At 58.8% G+C, this 17,659-nt stretch carries 12 protein-coding genes, 4 tRNA genes and 1 rRNA gene; all 17 read right to left on the bottom strand.

Annotated elements, in window-relative coordinates:
• Positions 1–83 precede the first annotated feature (83 nt).
• On the bottom strand, positions 84–554 hold the full coding sequence (rpsG, locus tag BX591_RS19240; RefSeq protein WP_006053291.1) for a 30S ribosomal protein S7: 471 nt from the start codon (positions 552–554) through the stop codon (positions 84–86).
• Between the two features lie 177 nt (positions 555–731).
• Positions 732–1,112, bottom strand: coding sequence for a 30S ribosomal protein S12 (gene rpsL, locus BX591_RS19235; protein WP_006998493.1), 381 nt, complete (start codon positions 1,110–1,112; stop codon positions 732–734).
• A gap of 221 nt (positions 1,113–1,333) precedes the next feature.
• Positions 1,334–3,181: a DNA helicase RecQ gene (recQ, locus tag BX591_RS19230; protein ID WP_111932939.1), complete on the bottom strand. Its 1,848-nt coding sequence runs from the start codon at positions 3,179–3,181 to the stop codon at positions 1,334–1,336.
• Between the two features lie 298 nt (positions 3,182–3,479).
• Positions 3,480–7,718, bottom strand: coding sequence for a DNA-directed RNA polymerase subunit beta' (rpoC, locus tag BX591_RS19225; RefSeq protein ID WP_111932938.1), 4,239 nt, complete (start codon positions 7,716–7,718; stop codon positions 3,480–3,482).
• 21 nt (positions 7,719–7,739) lie between these two features.
• On the bottom strand, positions 7,740–11,846 hold the full coding sequence (rpoB, locus tag BX591_RS19220) for a DNA-directed RNA polymerase subunit beta (protein ID WP_111932937.1): 4,107 nt from the start codon (positions 11,844–11,846) through the stop codon (positions 7,740–7,742).
• A gap of 370 nt (positions 11,847–12,216) precedes the next feature.
• Positions 12,217–12,588 carry a 50S ribosomal protein L7/L12 gene (gene rplL, locus BX591_RS19215; protein WP_105511078.1) on the bottom strand — a complete coding sequence of 124 codons (372 nt, stop codon included), beginning with the start codon at positions 12,586–12,588 and terminating at the stop codon, positions 12,217–12,219.
• A 63-nt stretch (positions 12,589–12,651) separates the two neighbouring features.
• Positions 12,652–13,155, bottom strand: coding sequence for a 50S ribosomal protein L10 (gene rplJ, locus BX591_RS19210; RefSeq protein ID WP_035554729.1), 504 nt, complete (start codon positions 13,153–13,155; stop codon positions 12,652–12,654).
• A gap of 301 nt (positions 13,156–13,456) precedes the next feature.
• A complete protein-coding gene (gene rplA, locus BX591_RS19205; RefSeq protein WP_035554727.1) occupies positions 13,457–14,155 on the bottom strand; it encodes a 50S ribosomal protein L1 in 699 nt (232 codons plus the stop codon).
• Entirely contained in the window at positions 14,156–14,587 is a 432-nt protein-coding gene (gene rplK / locus BX591_RS19200) for a 50S ribosomal protein L11 (protein WP_111932936.1), read from the bottom strand.
• A gap of 165 nt (positions 14,588–14,752) precedes the next feature.
• Positions 14,753–15,310 carry a transcription termination/antitermination protein NusG gene (gene nusG, locus BX591_RS19195; protein ID WP_007180147.1) on the bottom strand — a complete coding sequence of 186 codons (558 nt, stop codon included), beginning with the start codon at positions 15,308–15,310 and terminating at the stop codon, positions 14,753–14,755.
• Between the two features lies 1 nt (position 15,311).
• The gene (gene secE / locus BX591_RS19190) at positions 15,312–15,692 is read right to left on the bottom strand and encodes a preprotein translocase subunit SecE (RefSeq protein ID WP_111932935.1); all 381 of its coding nucleotides are present in this window, start codon (positions 15,690–15,692) and stop codon (positions 15,312–15,314) included.
• Positions 15,693–15,728: 36 nt separating this feature from the next.
• Positions 15,729–15,804: transfer RNA gene (locus BX591_RS19185), tRNA-Trp, on the bottom strand.
• A gap of 64 nt (positions 15,805–15,868) precedes the next feature.
• Entirely contained in the window at positions 15,869–17,059 is a 1,191-nt protein-coding gene (gene tuf / locus BX591_RS19180; RefSeq protein ID WP_111932934.1) for an elongation factor Tu, read from the bottom strand.
• 63 nt (positions 17,060–17,122) lie between these two features.
• Positions 17,123–17,197: transfer RNA gene (locus BX591_RS19175), tRNA-Thr, on the bottom strand.
• A gap of 16 nt (positions 17,198–17,213) precedes the next feature.
• A tRNA-Gly gene (locus BX591_RS19170) sits at positions 17,214–17,287 on the bottom strand.
• 41 nt (positions 17,288–17,328) lie between these two features.
• Positions 17,329–17,414: transfer RNA gene (locus tag BX591_RS19165), tRNA-Tyr, on the bottom strand.
• A gap of 153 nt (positions 17,415–17,567) precedes the next feature.
• A 5S ribosomal RNA gene (gene rrf / locus BX591_RS37415) occupies positions 17,568–17,659 on the bottom strand; the annotation flags it as partial.

The raw sequence follows: 17,659 nt of genomic DNA, 5'->3' as shown, positions 1-17,659 counted from the left end.
TGTAACACAAACGGGCGAGGCGCTTTGCAAGCGCACCCGCCCGGAATTTCTTTCCGTTTTTTGCTAACCCGAAACCGGGAAGCTTAGAAACGGAAGTGCGAGAACGCCTTGTTGGCTTCTGCCATCCGGTGAACTTCGTCGCGCTTCTTCATTGCGCCGCCACGGCCTTCGGCCGCTTCGGAGAGTTCACCTGCCAGACGCAGGGCCATCGACTTCTCACTGCGCTTCTTCGCGGCTTCACGCAGCCAACGCATCGCCAATGCCATACGACGCGACGGGCGCACTTCGACCGGAACCTGATAGTTCGCACCACCAACGCGGCGGCTCTTCACTTCGACCACCGGCTTGACGTTGTTGAGCGCTACCGTGAACACTTCCAGCGGGTCCTTGCCACCCTTGGTCTGGATCTGTTCGAAAGCGCCGTACACAATGCGCTCAGCAACCGACTTCTTGCCGGAGAGCATCAGCACGTTCATGAACTTAGCTACATCAACGTTACCGAATTTCGGATCCGGCAACACTTCCCGCTTGGGGACTTCGCGACGACGCGGCATGTTTCTTCCTTTGACTTTTCAGTTGGAGCTATTCAGCCCCGCGGCCACCAACTAACCCGATTCATCTCTTACGACTTACCAGCCTGGTCGGGTGACCACTTACTCGACAGCACCGGCGAATCCGGCACCACCGCTAATACCGCCTTTACAGGCGACCTAAAACTACGGACCGGCTAATTACTTGCCAGCCTTGGCACGCTTCGCACCGTACTTCGAGCGAGCTTGCTTACGATCCTTGACGCCCTGAGTATCCAGCGAGCCGCGAACCATGTGGTAACGCACACCCGGCAAGTCCTTGACACGGCCGCCACGAATCAGCACGACCGAGTGTTCCTGCAGGTTGTGGCCTTCACCACCGATGTAAGAAATAACTTCGAAGCCGTTCGTCAGACGAACCTTGGCAACCTTACGGAGTGCCGAGTTAGGCTTCTTAGGCGTCGTGGTGTACACACGGGTGCACACGCCGCGACGCTGGGGGCAGTCCTGCAAAGCCGGGCTCTTGCTCTTCGTCGTTTCCGACGCGCGGCCTTTGCGAACCAGTTGATTGATGGTTGGCATTGTTTATTCCTGAAATTGAACAAAATCGACGCATCTGTTTCCGGGCAAAGCAGAAACGATTGCGCATCGAACTTCCGGACCCGGTTACTCGCGCACAAATCATCTTCGCGCGCGGGCATTCCAAGAACCGGAACCTAGCATAATATTCCGAAAATACTAAGGGAGTCAACAGGTTGCGATGTTTCGCACCCCTGCCGAGCGGCAAGGACAGCAACCGGACCTTAGTCAGCCGCGACGACTTCGAGCAATTCGTCGCCGAAACGGTCGAGTTTACGCACGCCCATACCGGGTATGCCACGCAGATCCTCAATGGAATCGGGGCCGTTACGAGCGATTTCCGCGAGCGTCGCGTCGTGGAAAATCACGTAGGCGGGCACGCCGTCGCTCTTCGCCGTTTCGGTACGCCACGTGCGTAGACGCTCCCAGCGTGCGCGTTCACGCGGCCCCATACCGATAGTCGGGTCGGCGCGCTCACTGGTACGCGCGGACGACTGGCGGCTACGTGTGGGTTTCACATAGCGGCGCATGGTGACGTTCTGTTCGCCTTTGAGCACCGGCTTGCTGGCCTCGGTCAGGACCAGCGAGCCGAAACCTTCGTGATCCACGGTGAGGTAGCCGAACGCAACCAGTTGGCGGAACACCGCACGCCATTCCGGCTCGCCCAACGACGCGCCGATTCCAAACGTGGTCAGCTTCTCGTGGCCGCGCTGCATGATCTTTTCGCTGCGGTTGCCGCGCAGGATGTCAATCAGATGCCCGGCGCCGAAATGAAAGCCGCTCGCTCGCTGCGCGCGAAATACACAGGAAAGCGCCATCTGCGCCTCACGCGTCGCGTCCCATGTGTCTGGCGGCTCAATACAGTTGTCGCAATTGCCGCAAGGCTTGCTCGTCTCGCCGAAATAAGCGAGCAAGCGCACCCGACGGCAAGTCGCGGCTTCACACAGACCGAGCAACGCGTCGAGCTTGCCGGTTTGCACGCGCTTGTGGGCGTCGTCCGCATCGGATTCGTCGATCATTTTGCGCTGCTGCACGACGTCGCCGAGACCGTAGGCCATCCACGCGTTCGCCGGCATGCCGTCGCGGCCCGCGCGCCCGGTTTCCTGGTAATAGCCCTCGACGCTCTTCGGTAAGTCCAGATGCGCGACAAAGCGCACGTCCGGTTTGTCGATGCCCATGCCGAACGCAATCGTCGCGCACATCACGATGCCTTCCTCCCGCTGGAACATTTCCTGATGTTTCTGGCGGATTTCGAACTCCATGCCGGCGTGATAAGGCAGTGCGCGCATGCCCTTCTCTTTGAGCCATTCCGCCGTTTCTTCCACCTTGCGACGCGACAGGCAATAGACGACGCCGGCGTCGGTGGTGCCGTCCGGCCTCGAATGCTCGGCGCGGATGAAGTCGAGCAACTGCGTGCGCGCGTTGTCCTTTTCGACGATGCGATAGCGGATGTTCGGGCGATCGAAGCTCGACACGAAAATGCGCGCATCGTCTAGCGCCAGACGATGGATGATCTCGTCGCGCGTAATGTCGTCAGCGGTAGCCGTGAGCGCGATGCGCGGCACATTCGGGAAGCGCTCGTGCAATACCGACAGCTGAATATATTCAGGACGGAAATCGTGCCCCCATTGCGATACGCAATGGGCTTCGTCGATCGCGAACAGGCCGATACGCGTGCGCTCAAGCAATTCCTGGAAACGCGGCGTCATCAAACGTTCGGGCGCCACGTAAAGCAGGTCGATCTCGCCTTCGCGCAACGCGCGCTCGGTCGCCATTGCCTCGGCGCTCGACAGTGTCGAGTTCAGATAGGCTGCGCGCACGCCCACTTCGGTGAGCGCCGCCACCTGGTCCTGCATCAACGCGATCAGCGGAGAAACGACAATGCCCGTGCCGAATCCGCCTTCGCGGCGTACCAGGGAAGGAATCTGATAACACAACGACTTGCCGCCGCCGGTGGGCATCAGCACCAGACAGTCGCCGCCGGCCGAGACATGCTCGACAATTTCGCCCTGCTGCCCCCTGAACGCGGGATAGCCGAAGACTTCGTTGAGGATCTGGAGCGAACGGGACATGAGATAGAGGTTGGACAGCGCGATGCCGGTGGGCGGATTTTACCAACCCCTCGGCACGCCGCCCGAAACGTTTGCACGCGTTAGCCGTTCGGCTTAGGAAATCTGAAGATGCGTGTGTGCGAATCGCCCAATCTCGCCATGTCTTTTCCCATGACCATGACTGAGCGGAGACTAACAGCGCTGCGTCAAATCGACTGCCGGCAAATGACGCGCCCGATCAAAAGGCGAAAAAAAACCGCCCGGTCGAAACCGGGCGGTTTTATCAGCGTTCAGTGAAAGCGGCTCTCGCCGCCTGCACTTATTCGCCAGAGTGCTGCTGCTCGGCAGCCGGGGTTTCCGGCGTACCGAATTCGAACGACTCTTCCGCTGCGATCTGATCGAAACGCTCGCGGTCGGACAGTTCCTTGCTCTTGCGTGCCTTGTGGAACGCGAGACCCGTACCGGCCGGAATCAGACGGCCGACGATCACGTTTTCCTTCAGACCACGCAGGTCGTCGCGCTTGCCCATGATCGCCGCTTCGGTCAGCACGCGGGTCGTTTCCTGGAACGATGCCGCCGAGATGAACGAATCGGTGGACAGCGACGCCTTCGTGATACCGAGCAAGACGTTTTCGTACGTTGCCGGGATCTTGTCTTCCGCAGCCATCCGGTCGTTCTCGTCGAGCATGTCCGACCGCTCGACTTGTTCGCCCATGATGAAACGCGTGTCACCGTTATCGACGATCTGCACACGGCGCAGCATCTGACGGACGATCACTTCAATGTGCTTGTCATTGATCTTCACGCCCTGCAGACGATACACGTCCTGCACTTCGTCCACGATGTAACGCGCCAGCGCTTCGACGCCCTGCAAACGCAGAATGTCGTGCGGATCAGCCGGCCCGTCGACAATCATTTCGCCCTTGTTGACGACTTGACCATCGTGCACCAGAACCTGCTTTTCCTTCGCGATCAGGAACTCGTGCTGGTTGCCCTCGAGGTCCGTGATAACGAGACGCTGCTTGCCCTTCGTGTCCTTACCGAACGACGTCGTGCCCGTGACTTCCGCCAGAATGCCAGCGTCCTTCGGCGAGCGCGCTTCGAACAGTTCGGCCACACGCGGCAGACCACCGGTAATGTCACGCGTTTTCTGCGATTCAACCGGGATCCGTGCGAGCACTTCACCGACCTGCACTTGCTGACCGTCCTTCACGGTGATCAGAGCGCCGACCTGGAAGCCGATCTGCACCGAGTGCTCGGTGTTCGGGATCTTGACTTCGTCGCCGTTCGCGTCGAGCAGCTTGACCTGCGGACGCACCGTCTTCGCAGCTTGCGAGCCACGGCGCTTCACGTCGATCACGACCAGCGTGGAGAGACCCGTCACATCGTCGATCTGCTTCGCAACCGTCACGCCTTCTTCGACGTTTTCGAACTTCACCGTACCGCCCCACTCGGTGATGATCGGACGCGTCAGCGGATCCCACTGCGCCAATTGCGTGCCGGCCTTGATCTGCGCGCCGTCCAGTTGCAACAGCGTCGCGCCGTACGGCACCTTGTGACGTTCGCGCTCGCGACCGTGGTCGTCGGTGATCATCGCTTCACCCGAACGCGAGATGACGATCTGCTCGCCCTTCGCGTTGGTGACGTAACGCATCGTTGCCGTGAAACGCACCGTACCGTTCGACTTCGCTTCAACCGACGAAGCCACTGCCGCACGCGATGCCGCACCACCAATGTGGAACGTCCGCATCGTGAGCTGCGTGCCCGGTTCACCGATCGACTGCGCGGCGATCACGCCGACTGCTTCACCGACGTTGACCGACGAGCCGCGGCCCAGGTCGCGGCCGTAGCAGGCTGCGCACAGGCCGTAACGCGTTTCGCAAGTCAGCGGCGTACGCACGCGCACTTCATCGATGCCGAGGCGTTCGATTTCCTCGACCGCGTCTTCGTCGAGCAGGGTGCCCGTCTCGTACAACGTTTCCTGCGTTTCCGGATTGACGACGTCAGCCACCGTCACGCGACCCAGGATACGGTCACGCAGCGCTTCGACGACTTCACCACCTTCGACCAACGCCTTCATGGCGACGCCGTTGGACGTACCGCAATCGTCCTCGACCACCACCAGATCTTGCGTCACGTCGACCAGACGACGCGTCAGGTAACCCGAGTTTGCCGTCTTCAGTGCCGTATCAGCCAGACCCTTACGTGCGCCGTGGGTCGAGATGAAGTACTGCAACACGTTCAGGCCTTCACGGAAGTTCGCCGTAATCGGCGTTTCGATGATCGAGCCGTCCGGCTTCGCCATCAGGCCACGCATACCGGCCAGCTGACGAATCTGAACTGCCGAACCACGAGCACCCGAGTCCGCCATCATGTAGATGGAGTTGAACGATTCCTGACGCGTTTCGTTGCCGTCGCGATCGACTACCGGTTCCGTCGACAGCTGCTCCATCATCGCCTTGCCGACCGCTTCCGACGTTGCCGACCAGATGTCGACCACGTTGTTGTAGCGCTCTTGCGACGTGACGAGACCCGACATGTACTGGCGGTCGTATTCCTTCACCTTCTTTGCGGCGTCGCCGACGATGGTTTCCTTCTGCGGCGGCACGAGCATGTCGTCGACGCAGATCGAGATACCAGCGCGCGTTGCCAGACGGAAACCCGACTGCATCAACTGATCGGCGAAAATCACCGTTTCACGCAGACCGCACTTGCGGAACGCGGTGTTGATCAGGCGCGAGATTTCCTTCTTCTTCAGCGGCTTGTTCAGCACCGAGAACGGCAGACCCGGCGGCAGAATTTCCGACAGAATCGAACGGCCAACGGTAGTTGCATACAGCGTGATCTTCGGCACGAACGCCGGCGCGCCTTCCGACTTGTCTTCGTTGTGGACCATTTCCGTGATCCGCACGTTGACGCGCGAGGCCAGCTCGACTTCCTTGTTCTCGTAAGCACGCAGCGCTTCCGAGACGCCCGTGAACGTCAGGCCTTCGCCCTTGCCGTTCACCGCTTCGCGGGTCGCGTAGTACAAGCCGAGCACGATATCCTGCGACGGCACGATCGACGGATCGCCGTTGGCCGGGAACAGGACGTTGTTCGACGCCAGCATCAGCGTGCGCGCTTCCATCTGCGCTTCCAGCGACAGCGGCACGTGAACAGCCATCTGGTCACCGTCGAAGTCGGCGTTGAACGCCGCGCAAACGAGCGGGTGCAGCTGGATCGCCTTGCCTTCGATCAACACCGGCTCGAAAGCCTGAATGCCAAGACGGTGCAGCGTCGGCGCGCGATTCAGCATGACCGGATGTTCGCGGATCACCTCTTCGAGGATGTCCCACACCACCGGCGTCTGGTTCTCGACTTCCTTCTTCGCAGCCTTGATGGTGGTAGCGACACCCATCACTTCAAGCTTGTTGAAGATGAACGGCTTGAACAGTTCGAGCGCCATCAGCTTCGGCAGACCGCACTGATGCAGCTTGAGCGTCGGGCCGACCACGATCACCGAACGGCCCGAATAGTCAACGCGCTTACCGAGCAAGTTCTGACGGAAACGACCGCCCTTACCCTTGATCATGTCAGCGAGCGACTTCAACGGACGCTTGTTTGCGCCGGTCATGGCCTTGCCACGACGACCGTTGTCGAGCAGCGAATCGACAGCTTCCTGCAGCATCCGCTTTTCGTTGCGGACGATGATTTCAGGCGCCTTCAATTCGAGCAGACGCTTCAACCGGTTGTTACGGTTGATCACACGGCGATACAGGTCGTTCAGGTCCGACGTCGCGAAACGGCCGCCGTCCAGCGGCACCAGCGGACGCAGTTCCGGCGGCAGCACCGGCAGCACTTCGAGCACCATCCAGTCAGGCTTGATGCCCGAACGCTGGAAAGCCTCGAGCACCTTCAGGCGCTTCGCGTACTTCTTGATCTTCGCTTCCGAACCCGTGTTCTTGAGTTCGGTGCGCAGCATCTCGACCTGTTCGTCGATGTTGATCGCGCGCAGCAGCTCGCGAACGCCTTCTGCGCCCATCTCGGCACGGAACTCGTCACCGTATTCTTCGACCTTGTTGTAGTAATCCTCTTCGGTCATGATCTGCCGCGCTTTCAGCGGCGTCATGCCCGGATCGATCACCACATAGGCTTCGAAGTACAGCACGCGTTCGATGTCGCGCAGCGTCATGTCGAGCACCATGCCCAGACGCGACGGCAGCGACTTCAGGAACCAGATGTGAGCGACCGGCGAGGCCAACTCGATGTGCCCCATCCGTTCGCGACGCACCTTCGCCAGCGTCACTTCGACGCCGCACTTCTCGCAGATCACGCCACGATGCTTCAGGCGCTTGTACTTGCCGCAAAGGCATTCGTAGTCTTTGATCGGCCCGAAGATCTTCGCGCAGAACAGGCCATCGCGTTCCGGCTTGAACGTCCGGTAGTTGATGGTTTCCGGCTTCTTCACTTCGCCGAACGACCACGAACGGATCTTGTCCGGCGATGCCAGACCGATCTTGATCGCGTCAAAAACTTCGGGTTGTTGGACTTGCTTGAATAGATCGAGCAGAGCTTTCATTGCCTTCTCTCCGTAGTCCGATTAGTTGCGGTCGAGGTCGATGTCGATACCCAGCGAGCGGATTTCCTTCACCAACACGTTGAAGGATTCCGGCATGCCTGCATCGATCACGTGATCGCCCTTGACCAGGTTCTCATACACCTTGGTCCGGCCTGTCACGTCATCCGACTTCACCGTCAGCATTTCTTGCAGCACGTACGATGCGCCGTACGCTTCGAGCGCCCACACTTCCATTTCACCGAAACGCTGGCCACCGAACTGCGCCTTACCGCCCAACGGCTGCTGCGTCACGAGCGAGTACGGGCCCGTGGAACGCGCGTGCATCTTGTCGTCGACCAGGTGGTGCAGCTTCAGGTAATGCATGTAGCCGACCGTCACCGTACGTTCGAACATCTCGCCCGTGCGGCCGTCGTACAGACGAACCTGATTCTTCGACGGCGTCATGCCGAGGTTCTTCGCGATGTCGTCCGGGAATGCCAGATCCAGCGCGCGCGACATTTCCTCTTCCGTCGCACCGTCGAACACCGGCGTTGCAAACGGCACGCCTTCGCGCAGGTTCTTTGCCAGTTCGACGATTTCGTCGTCGGTGAAGCTGTCTAGCTCTTCGGCGCGGCCCGACTCGTTGTAGATCTTGATCAGGAATTCGCGCAGTTCAGCGATCTTCGCCTGACGTTGCAGCATTTCGCCGATACGCCAGCCCAGACCCTTCGCGGCCCAACCCAGATGCACTTCGAGAACCTGACCCACGTTCATCCGCGACGGCACGCCGAGCGGGTTCAGAACGACGTCAGCCGGACGGCCGTCGGCCATGTACGGCATGTCTTCGATCGGCACGATCTTCGACACGACACCCTTGTTACCGTGACGACCGGCCATCTTGTCGCCAGGCTGCAGACGGCGCTTGACTGCCAGATACACCTTGACCATCTTCAGCACGCCCGGCGGCAATTCGTCGCCCTGCGTAAGCTTCTTGCGCTTTTCTTCGAACGCCAGGTCGAACTGATGACGCTTCTGTTCGATCGAGTCCTTGATCGCTTCGAGCTGTGCCGCTGCTTCTTCGTCCGCGAGGCGGATGTCGAACCAGTGGTAGTGATCCAGATCTTGCAGGTAAGCCTGTTCGATCTTCGTGCCCTTCGCCAGCTTCTTCGGACCGCCGTTCGCGACTTTGCCGTCGAGCATGCGCGCGAGACGCTGGAACGCGTCGCCTTCCACGATGCGCAGCTGGTCGTTCAGGTCGAGGCGATAACGCTTCAGTTCATCGTCGATGATCTGTTGCGCACGCTTGTCGCGCTGAATGCCTTCACGCGTGAACACCTGCACGTCGATGACCGTGCCGCTCATGCCCGACGGCACGCGCAGCGACGTATCCTTCACGTCCGAAGCCTTTTCACCGAAGATCGCGCGCAGCAGCTTTTCTTCCGGCGTCAGTTGGGTTTCGCCCTTCGGCGTCACCTTACCGACCAGCACGTCGCCTGCTTCGACTTCCGCGCCGATGTAGACGATGCCCGACTCGTCGAGACGGCCGAGTTGCACTTCAGCCAGGTTCGAGATGTCGCGCGTGATTTCTTCCGGTCCGAGCTTCGTGTCGCGAGCAACGACGTTCAGTTCTTCGATATGGATCGAGGTATAGCGGTCGTCAGCAACCACCTTTTCCGAGATCAAGATCGAATCTTCGAAGTTGTAGCCGTTCCACGGCATGAACGCGACCAGCATGTTCTGGCCGAGAGCCAGTTCGCCGAGGTCGGTCGATGCGCCGTCAGCCAGCACGTCGCCACGCGACACGATGTCGCCGACCTTCACGATCGGGCGCTGGTTGATGTTCGTGTTCTGGTTCGAGCGCGTGTACTTGATCAGGTTGTAGATGTCCACGCCGACGTCGCCAGCAACGGCTTCGTCGTCGTTCACGCGGATCACCATACGGCCTGCGTCGACGTAATCGACCACACCACCGCGGAATGCCTGAACCGTCGTGCCCGAGTCGACTGCCACCGTGCGTTCGATACCCGTACCGACGACGGCCTTTTCAGGACGCAGACACGGCACAGCCTGACGCTGCATGTTCGAACCCATCAATGCGCGGTTCGCGTCATCGTGCTCGAGGAACGGAATCAGCGATGCTGCCACCGACACGATCTGCGACGGCGCCACGTCCATGTACTGGATGCGGTCCGGCGTGACCATCAGCGTTTCGCCTGCTTCACGCGACGACACCAGTTCGTCGGTCAGGGAACCGTCGGCAGCCACTGCCGCGTTCGCCTGAGCGATCACGTAACGGCCTTCTTCGATCGCCGACAGATAGTCGATCTGATCCGTCACCTTGCTGTCCACGACCTTGCGATACGGCGTTTCGAGGAAGCCATATTCGTTCAGGTGCGCGTACAGAGCGAGCGAGTTGATCAGGCCGATGTTCGGACCTTCCGGCGTTTCAATCGGGCACACACGACCGTAGTGAGTCGGGTGCACGTCGCGGACTTCAAAGCCAGCGCGCTCGCGCGTCAAACCGCCCGGGCCAAGTGCCGAAACACGGCGCTTGTGGGTGATTTCCGACAGCGGGTTCGTTTGGTCCATGAACTGCGACAGCTGCGACGAACCGAAGAACTCGCGAATTGCCGACGAGATCGGCTTCGAGTTGATCAGGTCGTGCGGCATCAGGTTTTCGCTTTCGGCTTGGCCGAGGCGTTCCTTCACAGCACGTTCGACACGCACGAGACCTGCGCGGAACTGGTTTTCCGCCAGTTCGCCGACGCAACGCACACGACGATTGCCCAAGTGGTCGATATCGTCCACTTCGCCCTTGCCGTTACGCAGCTCGACCAGGATCTTGATCGTGGCGAGGATGTCGTCGTCTTGCAGCGTCATCGGTCCGATGATCTCGTCGCGGCCCACGCGACGATTGAACTTCATACGACCCACCTTGGACAGGTCGTAAGCGTCTTCGCTGTAGAACAGACGGTTGAACAACGCCTCGACCGCTTCTTCGGTCGGCGGTTCGCCCGGACGCATCATGCGGTAGATCGCGATACGTGCGGCCATCTTATCCGCGGTTTCGTCGATACGCAGCGTCGACGAGATGTACGGACCTTGGTCCAGATCGTTCGTGTAGAGCGTCTGGATGTCTTTGATCTTCGATTCGCGGAGCTTTTCGAGGACGGTTTCCGTGATTTCGTCGTTCGCATTCGCGATGACTTCACCGGTGTCGCCGTCGACAACGTTCTTCGCAAGCACACGGCCGAGCAGATAATCTTCCGGCACCGAGATAAACTTGGTCTTGGCGTTGTCCAGATCGCGAATGTGCTTTGCGTTGATCCGCTTGTCTTTCTGGACGATCACGTTGCCGTCACGGTCCGAGATGTCGAAGCGCGCGACTTCACCACGCAGACGCTCGGGCACGAATTCCATCTGCGCGCCTTCCGGCATCAGCGTGAAATTGTCGAACACGAAGAAGTTTGCGAGGATCTGCTCCGGCGTCAGGCCGATTGCCTTCAGCAGAATCGTAACCGGCATCTTGCGACGACGGTCGACGCGGAAGTACAGCACATCTTTCGGGTCGAACTCGAAGTCGAGCCACGAACCGCGGTAAGGAATGATACGTGCCGAAAACAGGAGCTTGCCCGAGCTGTGCGTCTTGCCCTTATCGTGTTCAAAGAACACGCCCGGCGAACGATGGAGCTGCGAAACAATCACACGCTCCGTGCCGTTGATGACGAACGAACCAGTCGGCGTCATGAGCGGAATTTCGCCCATGTAGACTTCCTGTTCCTTAACTTCCTTGACGACTGGCTTGCTCGGCGATTCCTTGTCAAGCAGCACCAGGCGCACTTTCGCGCGCAGTGCCGAACAGTAAGTCAAACCGCGCTGCTGACATTCCTTGATGTTGAATGCCGGCGGCGACAGCATGTAGCTGACGAACTCCAGACGAGCGAACCCGTTGTGCGAAACAATCGGAAAAACGGAAGTAAACGCAGCTTGCAGGCCTTCCGGCTTGCGTTGCGTGGACGACGTGTCTGCTTGCAGAAACGTGCTGAATGATTCAAGCTGGGTAGCCAGCAGGAAAGGTACTTGGTGAACGATGGGGCGCTTCGCAAAACTCTTGCGAATACGCTTCTTCTCGGTGAAGGAATATTGCATACGATCTCCGAATCACGGCGGGCATTGTTGTCGAGGCAGGATACCTTGATGAGACAACCCGAGTGTTCACCGACTGAGACCCGATGGCCGTCCGATGGCTTGAACGAGCCTAGAAGCTTGGTGGTTGGCCGCTACCAACCGCTGGCTGACGGCAGCGGATGCCTGTGTTGCCCGCTACCCGACCAAACTTGCCTTCTGCAGTCGCTTCAGAAGACAAAGAGAAACGCCGGTCAATGTTGCCGATAGGCGATTTTCTTTGGCTTCTGGGTGTCACGTTCTTGCCAAGAACTTCATGCAAAAACGTGGCCCCCACAAAGCACAAAAAGGCCGGCGGTGGAAAACCGCCAGCCTTCGCACAACGCGCTGAAACTTACTTGATTTCAGCCTTCGCGCCGGCTTCTTCCAGCTTCTTCTTGGCTTCTTCAGCAGCAGCCTTCGGTACCGATTCCTTAACGGGCTTCGGTGCGCCGTCGACCAGGTCCTTCGCTTCCTTCAGGCCAAGACCCGTCAGTTCGCGAACAGCCTTAATAACCGAAACCTTGTTCGCGCCGACTTCCGTCAGGTTAACCGTGAATTCGGTTTGCTCTTCAGCAACAGCCGCAGCTGCGCCCGCCGGGCCCGCCACTGCAACTGCAGCTGCCGACACGCCAAACTTTTCTTCGAACGCCTTAACCAGCTCGTTCAGTTCCAGAACCGACATCGAGCTTACTGCCTCGAGGATGTCTTCTTTTGCGATTGCCATTTGAAATACTCCTAAATTGAATTCGGATACAGCCAGCGATCAATCACGCTCGACTGAAGTGCGTTACGCAGCGGTTTCTTCGCCTTGTTTCTTTTCTGCCAACGCGGCCAAAGCGCGCGCAAAGCCAGAAACAGGTGCTTGCATAACGTACAACAGCTTGGAGAGCAGTTCTTCGCGGCTCGGGATGTTTGCCAGCGCTTGCACGCCAGCCTTGTCCATCACCTTGCCTTCGTAGGAACCAGCCTTGATGATCAACTTGTCATTGGTTTTGCCGAAGTCGTTGACGACCTTAGCAGCTGCAATTGCATCTTCCGAGATGCCGTAGATCAGGGGACCAGTCATCTGCTCTGCCAGCGAAGCAAACGGGGTACCTTCAACAGCGCGACGCGCCAGCGTGTTCTTCAACACGCGAAGATAAACCTGTTGCTCACGCGCTTTCGCGCGCAGCTTGGTCAGATCGCCAACCGCGATTCCACGATACTCAGCCAGAACCACGGTCTGGGCTTTCGCGACTTGCGCGGCAACCTCAGCGACGACGGCCTGCTTGCTTTCTTTGTTAAGTGGCACGGTTAACCTCCAGATTCGATACGCGCAGCGTGCGCCTTGCGTACCGCGTTCAATAACGGCGTCCGACCAGTCAGGAGTATTTCGACCGCCTGACACCCGCATTGCTGCGGGCGTCAACCAGCTTCATCACTACAAAACTTTTTCGGGTTCGCCATCTGCGTTGGCTTTGCATTAAGGACTCGCCTACCTGATGCGTGCCCGCCAACGGTCTTTGACAACCGGTTGCTCAATGCAGACTGCCATTTCGCAACCGCCCAAAGCCCAAAAACTGCCCCGACTCTCGCCGAGGCGATGAAATTTTTTACTGTGCTGCGATCGATGCCTGGTCGACGCGAACGCCAACACCCATCGTGCTCGACAACGCAACCTTGCGCAGGTAGACACCCTTGCTCGTTGCCGGCTTTGCCTTTTGCAGCGCGTCGACAAGAGCGTTCAGGTTGCTACGCAGAGCCGTCGGCTCGAACGATGCCCGGCCGATGGTCGCGTGGATGATACCGGCCTTGTCGACACGGAATTGCACCTGACCAGCCTTGGCGTTCTTTACTGCGGTGGCGACGTCCGGCGTAACCGTACCAACCTTCGGGTTCGGCATCAGGCCGCGCGGGCCGAGGATCTGACCAAGCGTACCGACCACGCGCATCGTGTCCGGCGAAGCGATCACAATGTCGAAGTCCAGCTTGCCGGCCTTGACTTGTTCAGCCAGATCTTCCATGCCGACGATTTCTGCGCCAGCTGCTCGCGCTTGTTCGGCCTTTTCACCCTGCGCGAACACAGCGACGCGAACCGACTTACCCGTACCCGCCGGCAGAACGACCGAGCCGCGAACCACCTGGTCCGACTTTTTCGCGTCGATGCCGAGTTGCACTGCTACGTCGATCGACTCATCGAACTTCGCGCTTGCGCATTCCTTCACGAGCGACAGAGCTTCGTCGATCGCATAAAGCTTTTGACGATCAACCTTGGCTGCAAATGCTTGCAGACGCTTCGAAAGCTTAGCCATTTACACGCCCTCCACGGTGATGCCCATCGAGCGGGCGCTACCAGCGATCGTACGAACCGCCGCATCCAGATCAGCCGCCGTCAGATCAGGCATCTTGGCTTTGGCGATGTCTTCAGCTTGCGCTCGGGTGATCTTACCGACCTTGTCGGTATGCGGCTTGCTCGAACCCTTGTCGATCTTTGCTGCCTTCTTGATCAGAACGGTAGCCGGCGGCGTCTTCAGAACGAACGTGAAGCTCTTGTCCGCGAACGCGGTAATCACGACGGGAATCGGCAGACCCGGTTCCATAGCCTGAGTCTGGGCGTTAAACGCCTTGCAGAACTCCATGATGTTCAGGCCGCGTTGGCCCAGTGCCGGACCAACCGGCGGCGACGGGTTGGCTTTACCTGCAGGAATCTGCAGCTTGATAAAGCCGATGATTTTCTTTGCCATGTTGAAAACCTCGTTGGAACGCCGCTGTGATGCGTGCGAGCGTTCAGTGAGTAGTAGCGCGCGTTCGCCGAATAGCCGACTACTTGCGCTCCTCAACGGTCATTACGCGGACCGTAAGCGCGAAAGACGAGGCGCGCCAATCGGCGCACCCCGCAAAATTCTGGATCACAACTTTTCGACTTGCCCGAATTCCAGCTCGACTGGCGTTGCGCGGCCGAAGATTGTAACGGAAACACGGACGCGCGACTTTTCGTAATTCACTTCTTCGACGCTGCCGTTGAAATCCGTGAATGGGCCGTCCTTCACTCGCACCATCTCGCCTACTTCGAACAAGGTCTTGGGGCGCGGCTTTTCCACGCCTTCCTGCATCTGCGACATGATTTTTTCGACTTCTCGCGGAGATATCGGGCTCGGCCGATTACGCGCACCGCCAACGAAACCTGTAACCTTTGCCGTGTTTTTCACAAGGTGCCACGTTTCGTCCGTCATTTCCATTTCTACGAGCACATAGCCCGGGAAGAAACGACGTTCGGTCACCGATTTGTGACCGCCTTTCACTTCGACGACTTCTTCAGTCGGCACGAGAATTTGACCAAACTGGTCTTGCATGCCAGCGCGCTCGATGCGCTCCTGAAGCGCCCGCTGCACACTCTTCTCCATTCCGGAGTAGGCGTGCACCACATACCAACGCTTGCCGCTCGGGGATGCCGGAGTATCACTCATATCATTTCCAACCCAGAATCACCGAGAAAATCGCCCATTCGATGGATTTATCACTCACCCAAAGAAAGATAGCCATGACGAACACGAAGCCGAATACCACCAGTGTTGTTTGGGTAGCCTCTTTGCGAGTCGGCCAAACAACTTTACGGACTTCCTTGTACGAATCTTTGGCGAAAGCGATGAAACCCTTGCCAGGCGCGGAGAGAAGACCCACTGCAACACCCGCTACCGCACCAACAGCCAAGGCGGCTCCGCGGACGTACCATTCCTGGCCGCTGAGCCAGAAGAACCCCACGAACCCGGCCAAGACCAACAATACGCCAGCGACGAGCATCAGCTTGTCGCTGGATGTATTTACAGTTTCGACGGAAGGATTCGCCATAACACCTTAACGAAGCGTCGCATATGACGCGAGATTTGGCAGGGGCAGAGGGAATCGAACCCCCAACCTTCGGTTTTGGAGACCGACGCTCTGCCAGTTGAGCTATACCCCTAAACCACTTGGGGTTGGCGACACCGCCAACCCCGAAACTACCGATCAACGAGAACTATCTGGCGTTACTCGAGGATCTTGGCAACCACACCAGCGCCGACCGTACGGCCGCCTTCGCGAATTGCGAAACGCAGACCTTCTTCCATCGCGATCGGGTTGATCAGCTTCACCGTGATCGACACGTTGTCGCCCGGCATGACCATTTCTTTGTCCTTCGGCAGCTCGATCGAGCCCGTCACGTCCGTCGTACGGAAGTAGAACTGCGGACGATAGTTGTTGAAGAACGGCGTGTGACGACCACCTTCGTCCTTGCTCAGCACGTACACTTCAGCCGTGAAGTGCGTGTGCGGGTTGATCGAACCCGGCTTCGCCAGAACCTGGCCACGCTCCACGTCTTCACGCTTCGTGCCGCGCAGCAGGATACCAACGTTGTCGCCTGCCTGGCCCTGGTCGAGCAGCTTGCGGAACATTTCCACGCCCGTGCAGGTCGTCTTCACCGTCGGTTTGATACCGACGATTTCGATTTCTTCGCCGACCTTCACGATGCCGCGCTCAACGCGACCCGTCACCACCGTGCCACGACCCGAGATCGAGAACACGTCTTCCACCGGCATCAGGAACGCGCCGTCAACTGCGCGTTCCGGCGTCGGGATGTACGTGTCCAGCGCGTCGGCCAGGTTCATGATCGCCACTTCGCCCAGCTCGCCCGTGTCGCCTTCCAGCGCCAGCTTGGCCGAACCCTTGATGATCGGCGTGTCGTCGCCCGGGAAGTCGTACTTCGACAGGAGTTCGCGAACTTCCATCTCGACCAGTTCCAGCAACTCAGCGTCGTCCACCATGTCGCACTTGTTCAGGAACACGATGATGTACGGAACGCCAACCTGACGCGCCAGCAGGATGTGCTCGCGCGTTTGCGGCATCGGGCCGTCTGCAGCCGAGCACACCAGGATCGCGCCGTCCATCTGCGCTGCGCCCGTGATCATGTTCTTCACATAATCAGCGTGGCCCGGGCAGTCGACGTGTGCGTAGTGGCGGTTAGCCGTTTCGTACTCGACGTGCGCCGTGTTGATCGTGATACCACGCGCCTTTTCTTCCGGCGCCGCGTCGATCTGGTCGTATGCCTTTGCTTCGCCGCCAAACTTCTTGGTCAGAACCGTCGTGATCGCTGCCGTCAGCGTGGTCTTGCCGTGGTCAACGTGACCGATCGTGCCGACGTTCACGTGCGGCTTGGTCCGCTCAAACTTACCCTTGGCCATATTCGACTCCTAAGAGGATTTATCCGTACGTTGCGCCGCGCGCAAACAATCACTATGCATCACTGGTGCCCATGGGCAGGATCGAACTGCCGACCTCTCCCTTACCAAGGGAGTGCTCTACCACTGAGCCACATGGGCGCTGCTTCTATGTCACTGGAGCGGGTGAAGGGAATCGAACCCTCGTCGTAAGCTTGGAAGGCTTCTGCTCTACCATTGAGCTACACCCGCAAGGATTCATGGATTCCCAACAACTGCTACAACTTTCATTCTGGTGGAGGAGGTTGGATTCGAACCAACGTAGGCGTAAGCCAACAGATTTACAGTCTGCCCCCTTTAGCCACTCGGGCACCCCTCCGCAGAGAACTGACGATTATGAGGGAACAACCGCTTTGTGTCAAGGCCTGCTTGACTGTTCCGAACTCGTAGCTCTCACTTATAGTGAGTTTAAAGCGGCCGTAAACGCAGAAACCCCACCTTGTTGGGTGGGGTTTCTGTTTTCTGCATGGGAGCCTGACGATTACCTACTTTCACACGGGCAATCCGCACTATCATCGGCGTGGAGTCGTTTCACGGTCCTGTTCGGGATGGGAAGGGGTGGTA

Origin of the sequence: Paraburkholderia bryophila (assembly GCF_003269035.1) — a bacterium.
Lineage (GTDB): Bacteria > Pseudomonadota > Gammaproteobacteria > Burkholderiales > Burkholderiaceae > Paraburkholderia > Paraburkholderia bryophila.
The sequence above is the reverse complement of the archived record's forward strand: the minus strand, read 5'-3'. Positions and strand labels throughout refer to the sequence as shown.

Excerpts from the sequence above, each read along its gene's own strand:
- rpsG (WP_006053291.1), bottom strand. The coding sequence starts at position 554 with ATGCCGCGTCGTCGCGAAGTCCCCAAGCGGGAAGTGTTGCCGGATCCG.
- rpsL (WP_006998493.1), bottom strand. The coding sequence starts at position 1,112 with ATGCCAACCATCAATCAACTGGTTCGCAAAGGCCGCGCGTCGGAAACG.
- recQ (WP_111932939.1), bottom strand. The coding sequence starts at position 3,181 with ATGTCCCGTTCGCTCCAGATCCTCAACGAAGTCTTCGGCTATCCCGCG.
- rpoC (WP_111932938.1), bottom strand. The coding sequence starts at position 7,718 with ATGAAAGCTCTGCTCGATCTATTCAAGCAAGTCCAACAACCCGAAGTT.
- rpoB (WP_111932937.1), bottom strand. The coding sequence starts at position 11,846 with ATGCAATATTCCTTCACCGAGAAGAAGCGTATTCGCAAGAGTTTTGCG.
- rplL (WP_105511078.1), bottom strand. The coding sequence starts at position 12,588 with ATGGCAATCGCAAAAGAAGACATCCTCGAGGCAGTAAGCTCGATGTCG.
- rplA (WP_035554727.1), bottom strand. The coding sequence starts at position 14,155 with ATGGCTAAGCTTTCGAAGCGTCTGCAAGCATTTGCAGCCAAGGTTGAT.
- rplK (WP_111932936.1), bottom strand. The coding sequence starts at position 14,587 with ATGGCAAAGAAAATCATCGGCTTTATCAAGCTGCAGATTCCTGCAGGT.
- nusG (WP_007180147.1), bottom strand. The coding sequence starts at position 15,310 with ATGAGTGATACTCCGGCATCCCCGAGCGGCAAGCGTTGGTATGTGGTG.
- secE (WP_111932935.1), bottom strand. The coding sequence starts at position 15,692 with ATGGCGAATCCTTCCGTCGAAACTGTAAATACATCCAGCGACAAGCTG.
- tuf (WP_111932934.1), bottom strand. The coding sequence starts at position 17,059 with ATGGCCAAGGGTAAGTTTGAGCGGACCAAGCCGCACGTGAACGTCGGC.